19 protein-coding genes are annotated in these 21,453 nt (G+C 66.0%); 7 read left to right on the top strand and 12 right to left on the bottom strand.

Annotated elements, in window-relative coordinates:
- Positions 1-107: 107 nt before the first annotated feature.
- Both B5F79_RS04640 and gltA read left to right on the top strand, forming a co-directional pair.
- Positions 108-950, top strand: a complete 843-nt coding sequence (locus B5F79_RS04640) for a sulfide/dihydroorotate dehydrogenase-like FAD/NAD-binding protein (protein WP_087218057.1) — start codon at positions 108-110, stop codon at positions 948-950.
- Positions 938-2,338 carry an NADPH-dependent glutamate synthase gene (gltA, locus tag B5F79_RS04635; RefSeq protein ID WP_087218053.1) on the top strand — a complete coding sequence of 467 codons (1,401 nt, stop codon included), beginning with the start codon at positions 938-940 and terminating at the stop codon, positions 2,336-2,338. Before B5F79_RS04640 ends, gltA begins: the two co-directional genes overlap by 13 nt.
- A 384-nt stretch (positions 2,339-2,722) precedes the next feature.
- Here the strand turns inward: gltA and B5F79_RS04630 are convergent, their stop codons facing one another.
- Complete coding sequence (locus tag B5F79_RS04630; protein WP_087218049.1) at positions 2,723-3,625, bottom strand: nucleotidyltransferase domain-containing protein; 903 nt, start codon at positions 3,623-3,625, stop codon at positions 2,723-2,725.
- Positions 3,626-3,651: 26 nt separating this feature from the next.
- Positions 3,652-4,182: a helix-turn-helix domain-containing protein gene (locus B5F79_RS04625; RefSeq protein ID WP_087218046.1), complete on the bottom strand. Its 531-nt coding sequence runs from the start codon at positions 4,180-4,182 to the stop codon at positions 3,652-3,654.
- Between the two features lie 168 nt (positions 4,183-4,350).
- On the opposite strand from B5F79_RS04625, the gene B5F79_RS04620 reads away from it, so the two are divergent.
- Positions 4,351-5,232, top strand: a complete 882-nt coding sequence (locus B5F79_RS04620; RefSeq protein WP_087218043.1) for a damage-control phosphatase ARMT1 family protein — start codon at positions 4,351-4,353, stop codon at positions 5,230-5,232.
- A gap of 379 nt (positions 5,233-5,611) precedes the next feature.
- On the opposite strand, the gene groL is transcribed toward B5F79_RS04620, so the two are convergent.
- Positions 5,612-7,249 carry a chaperonin GroEL gene (groL, locus tag B5F79_RS04615; protein WP_087218040.1) on the bottom strand — a complete coding sequence of 546 codons (1,638 nt, stop codon included), beginning with the start codon at positions 7,247-7,249 and terminating at the stop codon, positions 5,612-5,614.
- A gap of 60 nt (positions 7,250-7,309) precedes the next feature.
- Entirely contained in the window at positions 7,310-7,600 is a 291-nt protein-coding gene (gene groES / locus B5F79_RS04610) for a co-chaperone GroES (RefSeq protein ID WP_075278909.1), read from the bottom strand.
- Between the two features lie 343 nt (positions 7,601-7,943).
- Between groES and B5F79_RS04605 the strand changes: the two genes are divergently transcribed.
- Both B5F79_RS04605 and B5F79_RS04600 read left to right on the top strand, forming a co-directional pair.
- On the top strand, positions 7,944-8,393 hold the full coding sequence (locus B5F79_RS04605; protein WP_087218037.1) for a hypothetical protein: 450 nt from the start codon (positions 7,944-7,946) through the stop codon (positions 8,391-8,393).
- A 16-nt stretch (positions 8,394-8,409) separates the two neighbouring features.
- A complete protein-coding gene (locus B5F79_RS04600; RefSeq protein ID WP_087218034.1) occupies positions 8,410-9,159 on the top strand; it encodes a hypothetical protein in 750 nt (249 codons plus the stop codon).
- A gap of 83 nt (positions 9,160-9,242) precedes the next feature.
- Here the strand turns inward: B5F79_RS04600 and B5F79_RS04595 are convergent, their stop codons facing one another.
- From B5F79_RS04595 to B5F79_RS04575, 5 genes are all read right to left on the bottom strand, one after another.
- Positions 9,243-11,183: an NAD(+) synthase gene (locus B5F79_RS04595; RefSeq protein WP_087218031.1), complete on the bottom strand. Its 1,941-nt coding sequence runs from the start codon at positions 11,181-11,183 to the stop codon at positions 9,243-9,245.
- 110 nt (positions 11,184-11,293) lie between these two features.
- Entirely contained in the window at positions 11,294-12,040 is a 747-nt protein-coding gene (locus B5F79_RS04590; protein WP_087218028.1) for a transposase, read from the bottom strand.
- 89 nt (positions 12,041-12,129) lie between these two features.
- A complete protein-coding gene (locus B5F79_RS04585; protein WP_087218358.1) occupies positions 12,130-12,858 on the bottom strand; it encodes an amino acid ABC transporter ATP-binding protein in 729 nt (242 codons plus the stop codon).
- Between the two features lie 75 nt (positions 12,859-12,933).
- Positions 12,934-14,151 (bottom strand): amino acid ABC transporter permease, encoded by a 1,218-nt coding sequence (locus B5F79_RS04580; RefSeq protein WP_087218025.1) that lies wholly within the window; start codon positions 14,149-14,151, stop codon positions 12,934-12,936.
- Positions 14,152-14,252: 101 nt separating this feature from the next.
- Positions 14,253-15,182 carry a transporter substrate-binding domain-containing protein gene (locus B5F79_RS04575; protein WP_143786243.1) on the bottom strand — a complete coding sequence of 310 codons (930 nt, stop codon included), beginning with the start codon at positions 15,180-15,182 and terminating at the stop codon, positions 14,253-14,255.
- Positions 15,183-15,459: 277 nt separating this feature from the next.
- On the opposite strand from B5F79_RS04575, the gene B5F79_RS04570 reads away from it, so the two are divergent.
- Together B5F79_RS04570 and B5F79_RS04565 are read left to right on the top strand one after the other, a co-directional pair.
- Complete coding sequence (locus B5F79_RS04570; RefSeq protein WP_087218022.1) at positions 15,460-16,746, top strand: L-cysteine desulfidase family protein; 1,287 nt, start codon at positions 15,460-15,462, stop codon at positions 16,744-16,746.
- A gap of 257 nt (positions 16,747-17,003) precedes the next feature.
- Positions 17,004-18,278, top strand: coding sequence for an ISL3 family transposase (locus B5F79_RS04565; protein ID WP_087218019.1), 1,275 nt, complete (start codon positions 17,004-17,006; stop codon positions 18,276-18,278).
- Between the two features lie 54 nt (positions 18,279-18,332).
- On the opposite strand, the gene B5F79_RS04560 is transcribed toward B5F79_RS04565, so the two are convergent.
- The 3 genes from B5F79_RS04560 to B5F79_RS11265 all read right to left on the bottom strand — a co-directional run bounded on the left by B5F79_RS04560 (position 18,333) and on the right by B5F79_RS11265 (position 21,135).
- Complete coding sequence (locus B5F79_RS04560) at positions 18,333-18,977, bottom strand: GntR family transcriptional regulator (RefSeq protein WP_087218016.1); 645 nt, start codon at positions 18,975-18,977, stop codon at positions 18,333-18,335.
- Positions 18,978-19,116: 139 nt separating this feature from the next.
- Positions 19,117-20,145: an aldo/keto reductase gene (locus B5F79_RS04555; protein WP_087218013.1), complete on the bottom strand. Its 1,029-nt coding sequence runs from the start codon at positions 20,143-20,145 to the stop codon at positions 19,117-19,119.
- A gap of 495 nt (positions 20,146-20,640) precedes the next feature.
- Entirely contained in the window at positions 20,641-21,135 is a 495-nt protein-coding gene (locus B5F79_RS11265) for a methylated-DNA--[protein]-cysteine S-methyltransferase (protein WP_275083690.1), read from the bottom strand.
- Positions 21,136-21,453 lie beyond the last annotated feature (318 nt).

Below are 21,453 nucleotides of genomic sequence, written 5' to 3'. Positions count from 1 at the left end.
TGCCCACGTTGGAATGCACCGGCACTCGGGTACAATGAGGGGTGTTGGAAAGGCCCTGTTCGGGGCCACCAAACCTTGAGAGGGAATGCAGGAGAGGAGTGCTGTTAATGTACAAGATCCTCGAAAAGACGCAGTTCTCGGAGAAGGTGTTCAAGTTCCGCATCGAGGCGCCCCGGATGGCCAAGCACGCTCACGCCGGCCAGTTCCTGATGGTGCGCGCCAACGAGACGGGCGAGCGCGTCCCGTTCACGCTCGCGGGCTGGAACGCCGAGGAGGGCTGGGTCGAGTTCATCTTCATGGTGATCGGCAAGACCACGGAGATGCTGTCCACCTACAACGAGGGTGACTCCATCAAGGACGTCACCGGCCCGCTGGGCGTCCCCACCGAGATGGCGGACGGCCCCTGCGCGGTCATCGGCGGCGGCGTCGGCCTGGCCATCGCCTTCCCGGTTGCCCGCCACCTGGTGGAGACCGGCCACGAGGTCCACGCCATCATGGGCGCGCGCACCAAGGACCTGCTGCTCCTCGAGGACCAGTTCCGCGAGATCCTCCCGGACGACCACATCCACATCACCACCGACGACGGCTCCTACGGCGAGAAGGGCGTGGTCACCGCACCGCTCGAGCGCCTGCTCCAGGAGAAGGCGGTCAGCCAGGTCTTCTGTGTCGGCCCCGTTCCGATGATGAAGTTCTCCGCCCTCACGGCCGAGAAGTACAACACGCCGATCACCGCATCGCTCAACCCCATCATGGTCGACGGCACCGGCATGTGCGGGTGCTGCCGCGTGGAGGTCGACGGCCAGACGAAGTTCGCCTGCGTCGACGGCCCCGACTTCGACGCCACCAAGGTCGACTGGAACGACCTTCGCGCGCGTCAGGCCGCGTATCTCACCGAGGAGGGCCAGTCCCTCAAGGCCTATGAGGAGGCGAACTGCGCATGCCACAGGTAAACGGTCGCTTTGTTCCGGACATGAAGTCCCCGCGCACGCCGGACAACGAGGAGCCGGCAGCCGAGCGCGCGTGCGACTTCCGCCCCGTCGACAAGGGCTTCACCAAGGAGATGGCGCTGGCCGAGGCCGAGCGCTGCATGGACTGCAAGAAGCCGTTCTGCGTTGACGGCTGCCCCGTCAACATCAACATCCCCAAGTTCATCGAGAAGATCCGCGAGGAGAAGTTCGGCGAGGCGCTGGACATCATCCGCGAGGACTCGATGCTCCCCGCAATCTGCGGTCGCGTGTGCCCGCAGGAGAACCAGTGCGAGGGCAAGTGCATCCGCGGCAAGAAGGGCGACCCGGTGGCCATCGGCCAGCTGGAGCGCTTCCTCGGCGACCAGCCCGAGCTTGCCTCCAAGCCCAAGATGGCCCCCAAGAACGGCAAGAAGGTCGCCGTCGTGGGCTCCGGCCCGTCCGGCATCACCTGCGCCGGCGAGCTCGCCCGCAACGGCTTTGACGTGACCGTCTTCGAGGCCTTCTTCACCGGCGGTGGCGTGCTCGTCTACGGCATCCCCGAGTTCCGTCTGCCCAAGGCCGTCGTCAAGCGCGAAATCGACGGTCTGGAGGAGATGGGCGTCAAGTTTGAGTACAACTCGGTCGTGGGCCGCATCACCGACGCCGAGGAGCTCTTTGAGGAGGGCTTCGACGCCATCTACATCGCCACGGGCGCGGGCCTGCCCAAGTTCCTCAACGTCCCGGGCGAGAACCTCCCCAACGTCTTCTTTGCCAACGAGTACCTCACGCGCGTGAACCTCATGAAGGCCAACCGCTTCCCTGAGTACGACACCCCCACCAAGCACGGCAAGAACGTCGTGGTCTTTGGTGGCGGCAACGTCGCCATGGACGCGGTGCGCACCGCCAAGCGCCTGGGCGCCGAGCGCGCGATCATCGCGTACCGCCGCACCGAGGACGAGATGCCCGCCCGTCGCGCGGAGCTCCACCACGCCAAGGCCGAGGGCGTCGAGGTCATGCCGCTCGTGGCTCCGCTGGAGTTCGTGAAGGGCGAGGACGGCGCCGTCTGCGCGGTGCGCGTCCAGAAGATGGAGCTCGGCGAGCCCGACGCCTCCGGGCGCCGTCGCCCGGTGCCCATCGAGGGCGCCGTCGAGGAGATTCCCTGCGACGTGGCCATCTCCGCCATCGGCACCAACGCCAACCCGTTTGCCAAGATGATTGGCGACATCAAGCTCAACAAGTGGGGCTACATCATCGCCGACGAGGACGGCCGCACCTCCGACCCGCGCATCTGGGCCGGCGGCGACATCGTCACCGGCGCGGCCACGGTCATCCTGGCCATGGGCGCCGGCAAGACTGCTGCGGCAAGCATCACGAGGACGCTCGTCGGGTAGCGAGAAGAACGTCTGGTCGTAGCTGACGGCCCTCCCGGTTTCCACGCGGAAGTGCGCTTCGCGAAACTTCCGCTTAGGAAACCGGGAGGGCCTTTTGCTGCCGAGGTTGAGATTCTTCTCGTCTGGGACCGCCGAAGGGCGTCTACCGGGTTTGGCGGGGTGTCGCCCGCACTTGGCGGCGCCCGCCGAAGCGCCCCGCCATCGAGTGCGGGCTAGAGCGCACTCGATGCGCGCACTTGAGCACAAGACTCGAGAGGCAGGTCGCACTCCCCAGTCCATCACCGAAATACTGCCCGCACTTGATGCCCGCACTTATGAGTGCGGGCCGCATAATCCGTCACTCCCAGCCGAGGTCCTCGAGGTTGCGGAGGCGGAGACACTCTGTCAGGCGATGGGTCGCGGCTCCCCCGAGTCGAGCCCCTCGCAGAACTCCTCGTATGTGTGCGGGCTCGTGATGGGCGCATCGACACTCAGCACGTTGCCGCGCTCGGCAAAGAGCAAGGCGCCGAGACCCTCCCTGGCCCACGTGAGAAAACGCGTGTCCAGCTTCGGCACGAGGCCGTTGTCCGCGTTGGCGAGAAACGCGTCGAGGACGCCGAGGATGGTCTGGGCCGCTCCCGGGAAGTTGCCGCACCCAAGGCTGGCATAGACGTCCTCGAGAAGCCGATAGTCCTCAGCCGGAATCACCTCGTTGATCTTCTTCAGGCCGAGAAACGCGTAGCGCCGGTCGTAGAGGCTGCGCACCAGAACCGAAAGCTCCCCCACCGCGTCGCTCATGATCTTTGCGGCCCAGGCGTCGTTCCCGCGACCGTACGCTGAGCTCGCCTCCACAAGGCAGTAGAGCACAGACGAGAAGTGCCGGCAGAGCTCCTCGTCCGTCACGTCGGAACGCACGGGCGCCACGTCCGCGAAGAGGCTCGCCGGGTCGTACGCCGCAACGACGGGGTCAAGGCTGCCGACCTGCTTGGGCTCGGCCACGTAGAGGTCCACGTGGAGGGCGTCGGAGAAGATGGCCACCTTCTGCGGCAGGCCGAAGTCGACGTCCTCGACGAACACGACGTCACCATAGGCGCTGAGGTACTTCTCGCGCCGCTCCAACACGGCATCGCGGTTCTGGGGAGAGACGACGAGGTAGAGATCGATGTCGGAGAACTCGTCCGCGTCTCCGCGGGCGATAGAGCCCTTGAGAAGAACCGCCTCGCATAGGCCGTCGGCGACCGCCGCGCCAGCAATACGCGTAATTGCCACGTCAAGGCGTGCGATGCCCGTGATGCGCTTCTCGTCCAACGTCGCTCCTCCCCTAGGTCCGTGCGCTACTCCAGCGAGATGACAACGTGGTCGCCGTCACCGCCGTCGACCTCGATGAGCGTGCCCTTCTCGCCGTGCTTGATCGCCTCCGCGACGAGCGTCATGTCGACGTCGGCGTCGTTGAGGTTCAGGTTGACGACGCCGGGAAGCTTGGAGCTGGCACCGAGCACGGCGCTCGCCATGCCCAAGGGGACGTTGTTGTTCACCACGTCACCGTCGCTGCTGTCCACCTGGATGTGGAGCTTCTTGGGCTTGGAGCCATCCGTGCGCGACGGCTCCGGCTCAGGCTCCGGCGCGGGCTCCGCCAGCGCAATCTCCTGACTCTTGCGACCCTCCAGCAGCTCGTCCACGGTCACGCCGAGCGTCCGCGCGAGCTCCGGCAGCAGCATGATGTCGGGCGCGCTGAGGTCGTTTTCCCACTTGCTCACCGCCTGCGCCGTCACGCCCATCTTCATGGCGAGGCGCTCCTGCGTCATGCCGTACTCCAGGCGCAGCCGCGCGATGCGACGTCCCAGCGTCTCGTTCTTCTCGTCCATTGATGGTCCTTTCCTCGGGTTTCTGCGCGCGGCTCCCACTGTGACATCCCCCTCGGTTGAGTTCCACCAACCATCCGACGAGTTACGATTCTACCCGTTTACCAGCAAGAACAACTGTTGGTTGCGCGGCGTGCTATCGTTTTGGTAGAGCCGAGGTCAGGAGGACGCATGGGTGAGACGACCCCGAAAAAGCCCGACTGCAGGGAGTGCTACGAGAAGCAGATGCGCGAGCTTGCCGTGCTCTGCGGGCTTGACGACGCGACGCTCGACAGGATGCTTGCGATAAAGGACGAGGTCCTCGCCGGCATGGGCGGCGAGCGCATCCGCCCGGACCGCATGGGCGAGCTGCTCGGGCGCGTGACTCCCCTCCTGGGCACGGACGACCCCTACCGCGACATCAAGCGCGAGTACAACCAGCTCATGCTGGACCGGGAGCAGGAGTGCGTCGCGCGCATCGAGGCGGCCGGCGAGCCCTTCCAGCTTGCCCTGCGCTACGCCGTGGCCGGCAACCTCGTGGACTTTGGCGGAAAGAACGCGTTCACGCGCGACGACGTGACCGCGCTCATCGACCGCGTGCCCGAGATCTCATTTGCCGTGGACGACTCCGCGGCCCTGCTGGATGCCGTGCGCTCCGCCCGCGCGATCATGTACCTGGGGGACAACTGCGGCGAGATCGTCCTGGACAAGCTCATGATCAAGGAGATTGCGCGCGAGAACCCCGACGCGCAGGTGACCTACGGCGTGCGCGGCGGCCCCGCCATCAACGACGTCACGCTCGAGGATGCGGCGCAGGTGGGCATGGCGGACGTCGCCCGCGTGCTCTCCAGCGGCGTGGCAACCCCCACAACCGTGCTCTCGGCCAGCACCGAGGAGTTCCGTCGCACGTTCTATGACGCGGATCTCGTCATCAGCAAGGGCATGGGCAACTTTGAGGTGCTCGTGGACGGCTGCGGACGCGAGGACGTCTACTTTCTCCTCATGACCAAGTGCGGCCACGTTGCGAGCCTCGTAGACGCGCCCCTCATGTCCTTCGTCTGCAAGCGGGGGTAGCAACTCGGAAATCGGGCTCCGCTCGCGAGTTCAAGCGCGTCCCGCGCTTGCGACTGGAAGACTGGGACAAGATCGTCGCCTAGGTGTCCCGCCGCAAAACACGCCACCCAACTCCAGCTTTTCTGTACATTGCGAGGGCACTCGATGGGGCGAGAAGAACGTGCGGTCGTCTGACCTGCGCAGATGTGAGGTTCTTCTCGGCCCCTCCCATGAGGCGGGGCAACAATGTACAGAAAGCCCAGCCTTTCAAAACGCGGTCGAGGCCGCGCACGTGAACCAACGAGAAGAGGCCCCGGGTTTCCAAAGAGGAAGTTCCGCATAGCGCACTTCCTCGTGGAAACCCGGGGCCTCGCCGAGTCAGGTTAGTTCAGGCGCGATCCTAGTACATGCCGCCCTGGCCGCCCTGAGCAGCCGCCGCGGAGATGGCCTCCTCGATGGTGGTGTTCTTGGGCTCGTCGGAGACGGTGGCCTCGGTGATGAGGATGAGCGACGCCACGGAGGCGGCGTTCTGCAGGGTCACGCGGGCAACCTTGACCGGGTCGAGCACGCCCATCTCGATCATGTCGCCATACTCGCCGGTGGCGGAGTCGAGGCCCTGGCCGGCGGGCAGGCTCTTGATCTTCTCGGCCACGACGGAGCCCTCGTAGCCAGCGTTGTTGGCGATGGTCTTCACGGGAGCCTCGAGGGCCTTGCGGACGATCTCAACGCCGATCTTCTCGTCGGAGTCGACGGTCTCGACGGTGTCGAGGACCTTGGAGGCCTCGAGGAACGCCACGCCGCCGCCGGCGACGATGCCCTCCTCCACGGCCGCACGGGTGGCCTGGAGGGCGTCCTCGATGCGGTGCTTGATCTCCTTGAGCTCGACCTCGGTGGCCGCGCCGACCTTGATGACGGCCACGCCGCCGGCCAGCTTGGCAAGGCGCTCCTGGAGCTTCTCCTTGTCAAAGTCGGAGGTGGTCACGTCGTACTCGGCCTTGATCTGGGCGATGCGCTCGTCGATGGCCTCCTTGGAGCCGGCACCGCCGACGATGGTGGTGTCATCCTTGGAGATCTTGACGGACTTGCAGCGGCCGAGCATCTCGGCGGTGACGTCGGTGAGCTGGACGCCGAGCTCCTTCATGGCAACCTGGCCGCCGGTGAGGATGGCGATGTCCTCGAGCATGCGCTTGCGGCGGTCACCGTAGCCGGGGGCCTTGACGGCGCAGACGTTGAGGACGCCGCGGAGCTTGTTGAGGATGAGGGTGGCCAGGGCCTCGCCGTCCACGTCCTCGGCGATGATGAGCAGCGGCGCGCCCTGCTTCTGGACGGCCTCGAGGATCGGCAGGATGTCCTGGATGTTAGAGACCTTCTGGTCGGTCATGAGGATGTACGGGGAGTCGAGCTCGGCCGTCATGGTCTCGTTGTTGGTGGAGAAGTACGGGGAGATGTAGCCCTTGTCGAACTGCATGCCCTCGACGGTGTCGATGTCGATGCCAAAGGTCTGGGACTCCTCGACGGTGATGACGCCGTCCTTGCCCACGACCTCCATGGCGTCGGAGATCTTGTTGCCGATCTCGGGGTCGGAGGCGGAGATGGTGCCGACGGAGGCAATCTGCTTCTTGGTGGAGACGTCCTGGGCGTTCTTGCGCATCTCCTCCACGACGGCGTTCACGGCCTTGTCAACGCCGCGACGAATGGCGATGGGGTTGGCGCCGGCGGCCACGTTGCGCAGGCCCTCGTTGACGATGACCTGGGCGAGGAGCGTGGCGGTGGTGGTGCCGTCACCCACGGCGTCGTTGGTCTTGGTGGCGACCTCCTTCACGAGCTGGGCGCCCATGTTCTCGATGGGGTCCTTGAGCTCGATCTCCTTGGCCACGGAGACGCCGTCGTTGGTGATGGTGGGGGCGCCGTAGGAGCGCTGGAGCGCCACGTAGCGGCCCTTGGGGCCCATGGTGGTGGTCACGGCGTCAGCGAGGGTGTTGACGCCCTTGGCGAGCTTGGCACGAGCGTCGGTGCCAAAAAGAATGTCCTTAGCCATTTCTTGTTCCTCCAAGTTTCTGCGAATGATTCAAAAGGGGTCTATCCCCTTTTGGATCAGTTAGTCCTCGATGACGGCGTAGATGTCGTCGGCGCGGAGGAGCAGGAAGTCCTCGCCGTCGATCTTGACCTCGTTGCCGCCGAACTTGCCGTAGTAGACCTCGTCGCCGACCTTGACGTCGATGGCGATGCGCTCGCCCTTGTCGTTCATCTTGCCGGCGCCCACGGCCACGACCTGGCCGCGCTGCGGCTTCTCCTGCGCGCCACTCGAGATGTAGAGGCCCGTAGAGGTCTTCTCCTCCTTGGGGGCCGGCTTCACGAGAACGCGATCACCCAGCGGCTTGAGAGTCATGTTCAAGAACCTCCTTCTTGCGCCCGTTCGGGCGGGATTTCCGCGGTGCCGATGATGTCTCGCACCGCGCTAGCCAACGTTCAGAATCATACCCAGACAGGCGGACTTATACCACCTCGCGTAAAAAAATCTTCCAAGACGCACTTAGATTTTCTGAGGCGTGCCGGAGCATGCGAGCCGGGTTGACAGGGGGACAGTCCCTTTGTCATGTTATGTGGTCGCATAACATGACAAAGGGACTGTCCCCCCGTCAAGCAGCGAAAAACCTATGAGCCTCGCTTAAAGCCCGCTGACAAGGGGAACACTCTTACAACAGGGCAACCGACCACGGGAGGGCAGACCCATGACGAGCCGCAAGCCCACCGTTCTTCTCGCCACCGCGCTTTCCGCCGTTCTTGTCATGCCCCTTGCCGCGTGCTCCAAGAGCGAGCCGCCCACGGGCACCGTGCGCCTCGAGGCGGAGGAGGCCGTGGTCAACGCCGCTATGCTCACGCACGGCTACTCGTGGGACAACGCTGCCGTAGACCCGGTGCCGCCCACGGAGCTCGCCGATAACGACGTTCCCGACGTCGAGGTCTCGGGGGCGGCCGAGGTGAGCGCGTCCTTCTCGCAGCCGGCGACGGAGGTCGAGATCGTGCGCTACGCGGAGGACGGGACGCTCGAGGGCGTCGAGTGCTCGCTCGAGGACGGCGCCGCCTCCTTTGAGATCGAGCCCGGCTGGCGCTACTACGTGGGCGCCTGGTTCGAGGGCGGAGACGCCGGGTACCTTTTTGACGCCAAGGAGTATGTTTGACCCGGAGGGAGCCGGAATGAGCGAGGCGGGTGAGTTCGTCTCCACCGCGATGGTCGTAACCTTTGGTGACGGCGAGGTCCTCTTTGTGGACCAGGACACCGGGACCCCCTACTACCCCACCAGCCTGCCGGCAGACGCGCCCGAGCTCACGGTCGGCAACATCGTGCGCGTGACCGGCAACGGCATCATGCTGGAGAGCTACCCTGCGCAGTACCCGGGCATCACGCGCGTCGAGGTGATCGAGGAGGGAACGCCGGCGGATGCCGAGAAGTACGACGAGCTGGTGGCGGAGATCTGGCAGCCGAAGGACCCGACCGAGCCGCCGCTGGCCTCGCTCGACTACACCACGGATCTTGCCGCGACGTCCGTCATGCTCGAGACGTACGGCTACACGTGGAGCTACGAGGAGGGCGACGTGGGCCAGACCGTGACCGTGGACGCGCCGCACCCAACGCAGCTGGCGGCGGACGAGCTGCCCGACGCGCGCGTGGACGGCCCCACGGAGGTCACCGTGAGCTTTGACGTGCCCTGCACGGCAGCAGGCATCGTGCGCTGGCCCGAGGACGAGCTCGAGGCGGCGGCGGAGGCAGCGGGGTCTGCCCAGGCGGTCGAGATCGACAGCGTCGAGGGAGACGTCTGGACCGTCGACGATCGCAAGATCGTTGACGGCAACGTGGTATTCACCGTGGAGCCGGGCTGGCGCTACGCCGTCGAGGCGTACTTCGACGCCGGCGAGGCCACGTACGTCTTCACCGTCCGAAGCTGACGGAGGTTGACAGGGGGACAGTCCCTTTGTCATGTTATGTGGTCGCATAACATGACAAAGGGACTGTCCCCCTGTCAACCACCCTACAGCGTCTCGAGCTCGGAGAGCCAGAGGGCGGAGCAGGCGTCGGACGGCATGCGCAGGTCGCCGCGCGGGCTCACCGCCGCCGAGCCAACCTTGGGGCCGTCGGGCAGGCAGCTGCGCTTGAACTGCTGCGCGAAGTAGCGCCGGTAGAAGACCTTGAGCCAGGCGAGGATCGTGGCGTCGTCGTACTTCTCGCCAAGGGCGTAGCGGGCGAGGCGGTAGACCTTTGCCGGATTGGTGCCGCGGCGCAGGACCTCGTAGAGGAAGAAGTCGTGCAGCTCGTAGGGGCCCACGAGGTCCTCGGTCTTCTGCGCGATTTTGCCGTCGCCCGTGGCGGGCAGGAGCTCCGGCGAGACCGGCGTGTCCAGGACGTCCAGAAGGACCTCGGACTCGGCCGCGTTTCCGCAGGTGTCCGCCACATAGCGCACGAGGTGGCGCACCAGCGTCTTGGGCACGCTCGCGTTGACGGCGTACATGGACATGTGGTCGCCGTTGTAGGTGGCCCAGCCCAGCGCCAGCTCGGAGAGGTCGCCGGTGCCGATGACCATGCCGCCCTCCTGGTTGGCCACGTCCATGAGGATCTGCGTGCGCTCGCGGGCCTGGGCGTTCTCGTAGGTGACGTCGTGGACGGACTCGTCGTGCCCGATGTCGGCGAAGTGCTGGCGCACGGACGGGCCGATGACGATCTCGCGCAGCTGCACGCCGAGCGCCTGCGAGAGCAGCGTGGCGTTGTCGTGCGTGCGATCCGTGGTGCCAAAGCCCGGCATGGTGACGGCGATGATGCCGCCGCGGTCGAGGCCCAGCAGATCGAAGGCGCGCACGGTCACGAGCAGCGCGAGCGTGGAGTCGAGGCCGCCGGAGACGCCGATGACGGCCGTGCGCGAGCACGTGTGCGCGAGGCGCTTGGCGAGGCCGTGGGCCTGGATGGCAAAGACGTCCTCGCAGCGCTCCGCACGACGGGCGGGGTCGGACGGCACGAAGGGGTGCGGGTCCACCCAGCGCGTGAGCGGGGTCTCGCGGGAGGCGGCGTCCGCGCCCAGCGAGAAGGGCACGGTCACGTAGCCGACCTCCTCGGGCGCGGCGGCGCACTCGAAGGTGGACATGCGCGTGCGCTCCTGCGCGAGGAAGCGGACGTCGACCTCTGAGACCGCGCGGCCGTCGCCGAAGGGCCTGCCCTCCGCGAGCAGGCGCCCGTTCTCCGCCACGAGGTCGTGCCCGGAGAAGACCAGGTCCTGCGTGGACTCGCCGGTGCCGGCGCTCGCGTAGACGTAGCCGCACACGAGGCGAGCGCTCTGGCCGGTCACCAGGCTGCGGCGGTAGTCCGCCTTGCCCACCACGGCGTTGGAGGCGGAGAGGTTGCAGACGAGCGTGGCGCCGGCCTGCGCGTGCGCGACCGAGGGCGGCGCGGCCACCCAGAGGTCCTCGCAGATCTCCGCCGCCACCACGAGCTCGGGGAGCTCCAGGCACGAGAAGAGCAGGTTGGTGCCCATGAGCACGTCCTTCTCGCCGCCCGCGGAGACGAGCACGGGGTCCACCGGGCCGGAGACGAAGTGACGGCCCTCGTAGAACTCGTTGTAGGTGGGGATGTGGGTCTTGGGCACGAGGCCGAGGACCATGCCGCGCGAGACGACGGCGGCGCAGTTGTAGAGCTTGCCGCCCGCGCGCACGGGCACGCCCACCAGGAGGAGCGCGTCGAGGTCCGCCGTGCGGGCGGCGAACTCGCCGAGGCCGGCGTCGGCGGCGCGGATGAGGGCGTCCTGCCAGAAGAGGTCCTCGCAGGTGTAGCCGGTGAGCGCGAGCTCGGGCAGCACGATGACGACGGCGCCGTCCTTCTCGGCCGCCTCGCGCGCCGCGGCAACGCAGGCCTCCACGTTGAAGGCGACGTCCGCGACCCGCACCTCCGGCGTCACCGCCGCGACCTTGACGAACCCGTCTCTCATCTCTGCCTCCTCCTTGACAAGGGGACAGTCCCTTTGTCATGTTATGTCGCCCTGAATACTGAAATCGTATCATGCTGCTACCTCGACTTGACAAAGGGACTGTCCCCTTGTCAAGTTCTGACTGCGGCATGAACGGTTCCGCGGCCGATGCCCGTAAGGCGCTCGATCTGCCGTACCGAGAGCCCCTCCTCCCAGAGCCTCCGGAGAAACGCGTTGCGACGTCCCCTATCAAGCGCCTTGAGCTCAGACGCCGGCATCGCACCGAGCACGTCTCCCGCAACACTCCCGACCATGGCGTCGGGCACTCGGGGGCGACCGGGGAGACGGTACGCCCCCTCCCAGCCGCGCGCTGAGAACTCCGCAAACCTCTCCGGCCCTCCGAGCATCTCGAGCAGGAGCCCTGTGTCCGCATATTCCGACGTCCCGACATACTCGTGATAGCTGCTCCAGGGATACTCGTCCGCGGGGCATACGCCCGACTCGGCAGGATTGTCGTGAATGTAGCGCATGGCCTGAAGAAGATATGCTTCGTCCTCGATGGGATTGCTGTAGAAACGCTGCTGGAACACGTGGCCAGCATGCCCACCGCGCCTGTTGAAGCGCAGCGCGTAGCTCGTCGCGAGGGAGCGCATCATCTCGCTCAGATTGTCATCTCGATCCTCGAGCAGCAGGTGAATGTGGTTGGACATGAGACACCAGACCAGGACGCGCACGCCGAACCTCTCCGCGTCCCCTCGCAGGTAGGAAAGAAACGAGCGACGGTCGGCATCATCCTCGAAGAGGTTCTGCCGACCGTTTCCACGCATCACTACGTGATAGAAGCCAGATGCTGACTTTCTTCTTTCTGTTCTTGGCATAGCTATTCCCGTTCATAGTTCTATTAATGGGATAGTTATACCACAGCAAACACAACATAACATGACAAAGGGACTGTCCCCCTGTCAAGTTACCCCTCGAGATAGCGGGCGAGGAACTCGCGGGTGCGCGGGTGCTCCGGGGACGTGAAGAGCTTGGAGGGCGCGCCCTTCTCGGCGATGACGCCCTTGTCCATGAAGACGACCTCGTCGGAGACGTTCTTGGCAAACGCCATCTCGTGCGTGACCACGACCATCGTCATGCCCTCCGCCGCAAGGCGACGCATGACCTCGAGAACCTCGCCCACGATCTCCGGGTCGAGCGCCGAGGTGGGCTCGTCGAAGAGCATGAGGTCGGGCTGCATGCAGAGGGCGCGCGCGATGGCGACGCGCTGCTTCTGGCCGCCCGAGAGGTTGTTGACGTCCGCGCGCGCAAAGTCCGCCAGGCCCACGGACTCCAGGTGGCGCATCGCGACCTCCTGCGCCTCGGCCTTGCCCATCTTCTTGAGCGTCACGGGCGCGAGCGTGCAGTTGTCGAGCACGTTCATGTTGTTGAACAGGTTGAAGCCCTGGAACACCATGCCGATCTTCTCGCGCAGGCGGTTCACGTCCACGTGCTCGGCCGCGAGGTCGGCGCCGTGGAACCACACGTGCCCGGCGTCGGGCGTCTCGAGCAGGTTGATGCAGCGCAGGAGCGTGGACTTGCCCGAGCCCGAGGCGCCGATGATCGTGACCACCTGGCCGGGCATGACGTCGAGGTTGATGTCGCGCAGGACCTCGAGGTCGCCAAAGGACTTGCGCAGGCCCTCGATGCGGACCATGGGCTCGACGGAGCCGGGGGCGGTACCAGCGGAGCCGGGGGCGGCCGCGACGTTAAGGTTCTTCTCGCTCATGGCTTACTCCTCCACCTTCACGGGCGTGTCGGACGTGCTGCCCACGGCCTCGACCCTCACGTCAAACCTCCGCGCAAAGCGCCCGAGCAGCCACGACGCCACCATCGTGAGGATGAGGTAGGCCACCGTGGAGATGAGCGCCGTCTGGAACTGCTGGTAGTAGATGCCGGCCACGGTGGTGGTGGCAAACATGAGGTCGAACGTGCCTATGACGGAGAGCACCGAGGAGTCCTTGATGTTGATGACGAGCTCGTTGGAGAGGCCGGGGATCGAGTACTTGATGCCCTGCGGGAAGACGACCTTGGCCATGGCCTGCCACTGGGAGAGGCCCAGCGAGCGCGCCGCCTCGGTCTGGCCCTTGTCCACGGACTCGATGCCGCCGCGCAGGACCTCCATCATGTAGGCGGTGGAGTTGAGCGTGATGGTCACCAGACCGGCGAGGAAGGTCGTCCAGATGCCGTTGATCTGCGTGGTAGTGAGGCTCGTCATGCGGAAGATGCCAAAGACGCCGTAGTAGATGATCATCGCCTGGACCATCATCGGCGTGCCGCGCACCACGGTGGAGTAGACCTTGGCAAAGCCCGAGCCCACGACCTTCCAGAAGCGCACGAAGTCGTTGTCGGGCCGGTCGATGGTCTGGATGCGCGCGAAGACCAGCAGGAGCGCCAGGAAAAACGCGATGACGGTGCCAAAGACCGCCAGCTCGACGGTGGTGACAAGACCGGTGAAGAAGGTGTCGCGGCCCTGGTAGAGGATGTAGCACATGCTCTCGAGCATGGGCTCGGGGCGCTTGGGGTCGGCCATGCTTGCCGCCGCCACCGCCACGTTCCAGGCCGAGGCCACGCCCATGACCGCGCGGTCGACAAAGAGCACGAGCACGATCGCCCACACCACGTACGAGGCGTAGCGCAGCGCGCGGCGGACGGCGGGCTTGGCAAAGGGCGAGAAGGACGCGTAGTCGCGCCACTTTGCGAGCTTGGTCACGAGGGCGACGGCGCTCACCACGAGCCAGGCGACGAGCAGGTAGTACATCACGAGCTCGACGGTGAACGCCTGAGAGAGGAAGCTCATCGCCGGGCGGGGCGAGCTCGAGAGCAGCATGCCCACGAACGCCGCAGCGCTCGTGCCGAGAAGAACGTAGCGATGGTCGTCGAGGAAGAACGAGGCCACGCGACCACGCGTCATTCTCGCCGTCTGCTCGCCGGAGGGAGCGGAGCTCATCTTGTATCTCCTTTGTATTTCATGCGTGCGGGCGCGCGCCCTCGTATGCGGCGCGCGCCCCTATCTTACGCAACGTTGCGGGGGACTACCCCTTCTTCACATTAGGCCGGCTGACGGTCCATGCAGTCGTTCCACATCTGCTGGCGCTCGTCCTCCGGGATGGCGTTGATGACCTCGTTGATCTCTTCGAGGATCGCCTCCTGGCCCTTGGCGATGGCGGCGTTGTCCGGCATGACCGAGCCCTCGAACTTGTCGGTCATCTCGAGCTCCACGAAGTCGGGGTAGGTCTCGAGCAGCTTGGGCACGGAGAGCATCGAGTAGGTGATGACGTCGCTCGTGCCGGAGGCGAGGCTCTCCACGACCACGGGCACGGTCTCGCCCGGCGTCATGTGGTTGATGTCGGGGATCTGCTCGATGACGTTGTTGAACATCGTGGCCGCCTGGCCCATGATCGAGGCGCCCGCGAGGTCGGCGAACGTGGTGGCGCCGGCGTACGGGGAGTCCTTGGTGCTGATCATGACGATGTCGTCGTCGATGTAGGAGTCGGAGAAGTCCGCGGACTGGGAGCGCTCCGGGTCAACGGACATGCCGGCGCAGACGATGTCGATCTGGCCGTTGTTGAGGGCGTCGATGAGGCCGGTGAAGTCGAGCTTCACGGCCACGGGCTCCATGCCCAGGGCCTCGGCGATGCGCTTGGCGACCTGCACGTCGTAGCCGTCGGCATAGGCGCCGGAGACGTTCTCGATGGGGATGGTGAACTCGGACTCCTCGGAGACCTGCCAGTTGTACGGGGCGTAGGCGGCCTCCATGCCAACGCGGAGGGTCTTGCCGTCGCCGAGCGTGGCGGCCTCGGTGGTGTCGGCGGCGTCGTCGGCCGCGTCATCGGCGGTGTCCGTGGTGGAGTCCTGCGCGGCGGGGCCGCAGCCGGAAAGGACCATCACGCCTCCCATGCCCGCCACGAGGCTCGAGAGCTTGAGGAAGTCGCGGCGAGAGACTCTGTCAGATACGTACACGTGCGGGGTGGCCTTCATGGTGGTTCCTTTCCCTTTTTGAGTAATCCCCTTCCGCGCGACGCAACCGGAGGGGACCCATTCCCCTCCCCCTTGCAACTTAATGCGAGAAAGTTACGCGCACGTCGGCAGGATACCGCGGGGCGAGAAGAACCACAAGCTGCTACCATTCTGGAAACACCGCCGTAACGGGTGGGACGGTTGACAGGGGGACAGTCCCTTTGTCACGTTATGTGGGTGCATAACTTGACAAAGGGACTGTCCCCCTGTCAACCGACTGCCCGGAAGAGGGAGCGCCATGGACCAGGAGACCTACGACGCCTACGTCGCCATCCTCGAGGAGGAGCTCGTCTGCGCGATGGGCTGCACCGAGCCCATCGCCGTGGCCTACTGCGCCGCGCTCGCGCGCCAGACGCTCGGCGCGCTGCCGGAGCGCGTGGACGTGGCGGCGTCCGCCAACATCATCAAGAACGTGAAGAGCGTCGTCGTGCCCAACACGGGCGGCGCGCGCGGCATCGAGGCCGCGGCGGCGGCGGGCGTGGTGGCAGGAGACGCCGAGGCCAAGCTCGAGGTCCTGGCAGGCGTGACCGGCGAGGAGATTGCCGAGATGCGCGACTTTCTCGCCACGCACGAGGTCACCGTGGTGCCGAGCGAGCGCCCGTGGATCTTTGACATCCAGGTGCGCGTCTCGGGTGCCGGCCACGCCGCCTTCTGCGAGATCGCCGGCTCGCACACCAACGTCATCCACGTGGAGCGCGACGGCGAGGTTCTTCTCGATACGCCCTTCGAGGATGCTGCGGGCGAGAGGGACGCTGGCGTCGACCGCAGCTGCCTCTCCATCGAGAAGATCGTCGAGTTTGCCGACGAGGTGGACCTCGAGGACGTGAAGCAGCTGCTCGGCCGCCAGATCGCCTGCAACATGGCCATCGCGCGCGAGGGACTGGACGGAGCGTGGGGCGCAGGCATCGGCAAAGTGCTGCTCGAGGCGTACGGCGACGGCGTGGCCAACCGCGCCAAGGCCTGGGCGGCCGCCGGCTCCGACGCCCGCATGGGCGGCTGCGAGCTGCCCGTGGTCATCAACTCCGGCAGCGGCAACCAGGGCCTCACGGCCAGCGTGCCCGTGATCGTCTACGCCCAGGACCTGGGCGTCTCCCACGAGGAGCTGCTGCGCGCGCTCGTGGTGTCCAACCTGGTGACCATCCATCTCAAGACCGGCATCGGGCGCCTCTCCGCCTACTGCGGCGCCACGAGCGCAGGCGCGGGCGCGGCGGCCGGCATCACCTACCTCTACGGCGGGCGCGCGAACGAGATCGCGCACACCGTGGTGAACGCCATCGCCATCGACTCCGGCATGGTCTGCGACGGCGCCAAGGCAAGCTGCGCGGCCAAGATCGCGAGCGCGGTGGAGGCGGGCCTGCTGGGAATGCAGATGCAGAAGCAGGGCAAGCAGTTCTATGGCGGCGACGGCATCGTGGTCAAGGGCGTGGAGAACACGATCCGCAACGTGGGCGTTCTGGCCGCTCAGGGCATGCGCGAGACGGACCGGACGATCATCGAGCTCATGTGCGGGTCCGGCGCGTGCTAAGGCTCCCTCCGGCGCGAGGACGGTTAGGGACGAGTTGTGGACGGCCCCGTCTCGGACCGACCACAACTCACCTAGAGCTATGCCAAATCCGCTCCGCTACTAGCAATGACCTTCTGATACCAGTAGAAACTGTCCTTGCGATAGCGGTTGAAACTGGGCTCTTCGGAACTTTTAGTGGGTAGCGCACCCAGCCCCTCGTGACCGCGTGACCCCGAGCGGTACCATTCTGTCGTCGGGCGGCGACGGGAGGTGCCCACATGGACGCGCAGGCCGGGATGCTGGCGAGGCTCTTCGAGCGCTCGATGGGCCTGGGGCCCGAGTGGCGGGTCGAGGACGTGTGGTTCGAGTCGACCGAGTCCGGCGACGAGGAGCCGCACATCCGCGTGGGCAGGGCGCCCGGGGCGGCCGTGGCGTGCCCGGAGTGCGGCGCCCGCCGCGGCGTCTACGACGCGCGCGAGCGAACCTGGCGCCACCTCGACATCTGGCAGCTCCGCACCGTCGTGCACTGCCGGGTGCCCCGCGCCGACTGCCCGGAGCACGGCCCCGGGACCGTGAGGGTGCCCTGGGAGGTGCGCCCGAACTCGCGCTTCACGGCGCTCTTCGAGGCGCGGGTCCTCGTGATGGCGATGTCGGGGATGGCCGTCAGCGCCATATCGGCGCAGGTGCGCGAGTCGGACTCGCGCGTGTGGGCGATGCTCGGGAGGGCCGTGTCCGAGGCGCGCGAGGGCGCCGACCGCTCCGGCGTGACCGGGGTCGGCGTCGACGACACGGCCCGCGCCGGGGGCCAGCGCCACATATCGGTGATGGCCGACGTCGACGGCAGGCGCGTGGCCGCCGTCACCGAGGGCGGGGACCGCGGCGCGCCCGGCAGGCTCTGCGGCCGGCTCGAGGCGCGGGGCGGCGACCGCCCGGCGGTCGCCGAGGTCACGCGCGACATGGCGAGCTCCTGCTCGCTGGACTGCGCCGAGGCGATGCCGGGCGCGGCCCAGACCGTGGACCGCTTCCACGTGATGCAGCTGCTGACGAGGGCGCTGGACAGGACGAGGCGCGCCGAGGCGAAGAGCTGCGAGGAGAAGAGGCGCCTGCTCGGGGGCACCAAGTACGTGTGGCTCAAGCGCCCCGAGAACCTCGCCGGGCGGCAGGCGGCCAAGCGCGCGCCGCTCGTCTCCGAGCACCTGCTGACGGCGCGCGCGTGCGCGATGGTCGAGGCGGTGCGCGCGGTCTACTCGTGCGAGACGAGGGAGGAGGCCGCCGCCGGGCTCGACCGGGCGCTCTCCTGGATCACGCACTCCGACGTGCCCGAGACGAAGAGGGCGGCGAGGAGCATCGGGGCGGAGCGCGAGGGGGTCCTCAACTGGTTCCCGGCGCGCGCCACCAACGGCTTCCCGGAGGGCATGAACTCGGTCATCCGGTCGCTCAGGCGCGCCTCGAGGGGCTTCGGGAACGTCGGCTACTTCACCACGATGGTATTCCTCAGGCTGGGGAGGCTCGACTTCTCGGCCCAGCTGGCGTCAGGATGTGCTGCCCACTAGAAACGCCGAAGAGCCGAAAAAGGGCGGGAGGGGCAGACTTCTCCCGCCGTGGAGCTAGCCGCGCCGATACGCGCGAGTCATGAGCTCGGCGTGGCGCTGCAGCGCGTCGAACGCGCCCAAATGATCGCCCGCGGAGATGGCGTCGAGGATGGCCTGGTGACAGTCGAAGACCGCGCGCCGAGTGACCTCGCCGTCCGCGCGCTGGAGCTCCGGGTGCCCGTAGAAGCCCAAGTGCGAGCTCTTGAAGCCGCTGAATTGCGCGTCCCCGAGAGAGTCCAGCAGCTCCGCATGAAAGCGCTGGTCAAGCGAGAAGTACGCCGAGAAGTCCGAGGCTTCGTCGAGCAGCTCCGCCATTGCGGCCTGGATGCTCGCGAGGCGCGCCACGCACTCGTCGCCCTCGCCCGCCGCTTGGCGCTTGGCCAGCTGGCAGGCGCAATAGCCCTCGACGGCACTACTGAAGTGATAGTGCTGCGTGAGCTCGGCCTCGCTCATCTCGTGCAGGCGGATGCCACGGCTGGGCAGCACGTCCACGCGGCTCTCGTCCGCGAGACGCTGAACCGCATCGCGAACGGGCGTGCGGGACATTCCCATATCTGCCGCGAGGGCGTTGAGCGAGTAGGTGACTCCTGGCTCGAGCGCTCCGCTTTTGATGAGCCCGGAAAGGCGCTCGTAGGCTTCATCTCGCAGCAGGTTTGCCATCGTGCGCTCCCTCACGTCCCGGTATACCGCCTTGTACCAACCATTATTTCACGACGCTGCCGCCCGGACAACGGGGCCGCAGGGCGGCCTTCCCGGGACGCGGCGGAGGATGGCCGCGCCCCGGGCGGGCACGCGAGGGCTACTCGTGCCCCCAGGACTTCACGCCAGGCTCGTAGCCCTCCTCCTTGAGGACCTCCTTGAGCTTGCCGATGCAGCTTTCGTCCCACTCGCCGTAGACGGTCACCTTGGAGAGCGACTCGTCCACACGGGCCATGTCCTCGGGCGTGAGGACGATGCTCGGAATCTCGAAGTTCTGGCGCACGATCTCCTCGCTCATCATGCCGGGGATGGGCACGATGAAGTCCTCCTTGTGCATGAGCCACGCGATGGCGAGCTGAGCGTAGGAGTATCCCTTTTCCTTGGAGAGGGCGTCCAGGATCTCCAGAATCGGCTGGTTGCGACGGATGTTCTCGTCCGAAAAGCGTGCGGCGAAGCGCTTGGCGTCATCGTTCTTGTACGTCATGCCTGGCTTGTATTTGCCCGTGAGGAACCCGAGGGCCAGCGGCATGTACGGAACGAAACCGATGCCCAGCTCCTTGCAGGTGGGCAGCACCTCGGCCTCGGGGGCACGCTCCATCATGGAGTACTCGTTCTGCACGGCGGCGAGCGGCGTCACTGCGTGCGCGGTGCGAACCTGCTCCGCGGACGCGCGCGAGACGCCCCAGGCGCGAATCTTACCCTTGGCAATGAACTCGCCCATGTAGCCGGCGACCTCCTCCAAGGGAACGTCATCGGTGATGCGGTGCATGTAGTAGAGGTCCACGTAGTCCGTGCCCAAGCGCTTGAGCGAGTCGTCAAGGCGACCCTCAATCTGGTCCTTCACCGGACCGTTGGCGGGGTCGGTCACCGGGCGGAGCTCCGGGTTGTACTTGGTGCAGATGCACACCTCGTTGCGGATGGGCGCGAGGGCCTCCCCCACCAGCACCTCGTTGTGGCCGTCGGCGTAGGCATCGGCCGTGTCGTAGATCGTGCAGCCCAGCTCATGCGCAAGGCGCATGAGGCGGATGCACTCCTGACGCGGGGGCGGATCACCGTGTCCGTGCGAGAAGTCCATGCAGCCCATGCCCATGGCAGAGACCTCCAGGGTCCCCAGCTTCCGTGTTTGCATCGTTCCTCCTTCGTGGTCCGGGCATCTGCTGTCCCGTTGGTGTTCCAGTATACCGGTATGTCGATTGAGAAGCCGACGATTGGCGGAGCATCGGCGAGCGGGACGCTGACGGTCGCGAGCGGTTAGGCCATGAAAAGGAGCAGTCCTCCTTTACGGCTAACAGAGCCAAGAGGGGCTATTTCCCTTTTGGCCCACTCTTCATGTAGAGCAGGCAGCTCTCCTCATTGCTGCGGTTTGTCTGAATCTGGCTGCTCAGACTCATCATGTTGGGCTTGAGCGGGGCAAACGTACTGATGACTTTAATGAGTATCTTGAGCTTTCTGCCCGTCGCTGCGATCGTGCTGGCGTACTGGGGAATGTCCGTCTCGAGCGCCCGCGTGATATTGCACTGTCATAGTGCGATATTCCAACTGAATCGCACTATGACAGTGCAAATTAGACTCTTCGGATATGCGTCGAAATCCCCCGAGGCGGCACGCCAGCCAAGTCCACCCGTCAGGTCCATGTGTCCTCCAGCGCGAGCAGCGCCTGCTTGCGCTCGAGGCCACCGGCGTAGCCGGTGAGGGAGCCGCCCGCGCCCAGGACGCGGTGGCACGGGACGATTACACTGACGGGATTCTTGCCCACGGCGGCTCCAACGGCGCGCGGTGAGGAGCACAGCACAGCTGCAAGCTCGCCGTACGTGCGAGTCTCTCCGTACGGAATGGCAAGAAGCACGCCCCACACGCGGCGCTGGAAGGCAGTGCCGCGCAGAGCAAGTGGGACATCAGTCACGGACGGACGGCCGCCGGCAAAGTAGGCATCCAACCAACGGCGTGCGGCGAAAAGAACCGGCGAGTCAGCAGAGGCATCTGTCTCCGCGCTCTTCTCGGCGTCCTCCAGTCCAAACGCAAAGTAGCGCTGACCGTAGAACCACGCGCCCGCCAGACCGGCGTCGTCGGCAGCGAGCAACATCCTCCCGAGTGGAGACTCGTAGTCGCAGGTGAACACCCTGCCTCCCTTCTGCGGAGCGAGCGGTCCTGTCATGCGAGTCCGCAGATCTGCGCAAAATCGCCCCTCGTGCCACAAACGGACGACTCGCTGTGCAGAAACCTCACTCGTGCCACATGTTTTGGGGGTCCGACCGAGTAGCCTGGCAAGGTTTTCCCAGTTAAGTATATAAGTTATGGAATCGGAAATCCATTTTCACGCTATTTGATGTGGCACGAGCGGCCATTTTGCACAACAGCTCGTCCGTTTGTGGCACGGACGCCGCTTTTGCGCAAAACAGACGCTGCGCCAAATCAACCCAAAAGCAAAATGTTACGA

Origin of the sequence: Olsenella sp. An285 (genome assembly GCF_002159625.1) — a bacterium.
Classification (GTDB): Bacteria; Actinomycetota; Coriobacteriia; order Coriobacteriales; family Atopobiaceae; genus Thermophilibacter; species Thermophilibacter avicola.
The sequence above is the reverse complement of the archived record's forward strand: the minus strand, read 5'-3'. Positions and strand labels throughout refer to the sequence as shown.